The organism is Synechococcus sp. PCC 6717, from assembly GCF_022698185.1.
Classification (GTDB): domain Bacteria; phylum Cyanobacteriota; class Cyanobacteriia; order Thermosynechococcales; family Thermosynechococcaceae; genus Thermosynechococcus; species Thermosynechococcus lividus.
This window is the reverse complement of record NZ_JAKLTV010000069.1, coordinates 1-1,352: the sequence shown is the minus strand read 5'-3', so window position 1 is coordinate 1,352 and position 1,352 is coordinate 1. Positions and strand designations below refer to the sequence as shown.

Genomic DNA, 1,352 nt, shown 5'->3' with positions numbered 1-1,352 from the left:
GATCTGCTTCGTCCGCTTCCCCGATGACTTCCAGCTATCAGGTTTTTCACCGAATGTCGGCAAAAAGTCACCATCCACAAACGATGCTTGAGAGGTATACGACTCCTCAGTTTCAACAAACTCTATCCCGTACTGCTCCGCTAACTGAGCAATCCGCTCTTTCAGTCTCGCAGTTGGGATCTGCACAAACTTCTGATTGGTCTTCTTGCCTAGGTTGGAACCGTCCTTTTGCCGCGGGTTCCAGCCAAATACAATCCGACCAATCCGGTTACGGGTGCAATGGTCAATCACAATCCTGGCCGCTTTGTTCACTGCATCACGTATCTGCCGATTGCGCTTCTCAGTGAGTTGTGCCAGTCGCTTTGACCAAAAGCCTTGAGGCTTACCTTCTTTCAGTTTGGCAATTTGCTTGTTGTACCAGCGGTTCAACGATTTCAGGTGCAGTCCATCCACAATGAAGCTGGTTCCCACATTGCTAACGCAGGTGAGCCAGTTGTTTAATCCCGAATCGATGCCCAGCGCCCGCATCGGGTCTACATCAGCCTGAACAGGTTTCAGCCGATAGACAAACTCAGTGTAGAAACACCCATTGCGCGGCAGAATCCGCAGTTCCTTGATGTCCTCAAATTTGAGATTGGAGGGCATGGGGACAGTGAACGAATCAATCTGAAACCACACTTTCACTAACTGCCCCAGCGGAACCCGGATCATCCCATCAACCAACTTCAGCGCTTGTTTGGGATAGCTGACTACTGCCAACCCTCCCTTCTTGCGGTAATTTGGCATCCTGGGTTTCTCTGCCAGTTCTCCACCTCGCCACAGTTTCAACAATGCTCGGTAGGACTTAAACGACTCGTAGACCGAAATCAAGGTTTGCTGTGCAGCCTGGGAGTAAAGAGCTTGGAAGTGCTTACTGGTCTTGTATTCGTAACTCAGGCTATGCTTGCCAATCCACTGCCCGGTCTTAAAGTGCAGTTGACGAGCATAGTAGATGCCCTGATTGGTTAGCTTGTTTGCCTCAGAGCAGACAAATTCCATCACCCCCTTAAGTTCGTTATTGGGGTTGAGCAAAACTTGCTGACATCCAAACATGGTGAGTTTATGCAACAATTGTCTGCAGCGTAGCACAGATAGACAAACCGGTGAACTATGGACTACCAGAAAAGCCGCAATGCAACGTATTTGCTGAACTATCACTTTGTCTGGATTCCTCGGCGGCGTAGACCTGTTTTACGGGGAGAAATAGCAAATCGGTGCAGGCAGTTGATATGGGAAGCAGCAGAGGAGATTGATTGTCAAGTTGTGTCGTTGGCAATTGAACCGGATCATGTCCACCTCTTTGTTAACTGCCC

Annotated in this window: 2 protein-coding genes; one reads left to right on the top strand and one right to left on the bottom strand. The window is 49.3% G+C overall.

The genetic code is table 11. From position 1 onward, the window contains the following. On the bottom strand, positions 1–1,092 hold a 1,092-nt coding region (locus tag L5470_RS13375), incomplete at its 3' end, for an RNA-guided endonuclease InsQ/TnpB family protein (RefSeq protein ID WP_499500262.1). Positions 1,093–1,149: 57 nt separating this feature from the next. On the opposite strand from L5470_RS13375, the gene tnpA reads away from it, so the two are divergent. Next, positions 1,150–1,352 (top strand): IS200/IS605 family transposase (gene tnpA, locus L5470_RS13370; protein ID WP_499500261.1); only part of this gene is annotated, 203 nt, incomplete at its 3' end.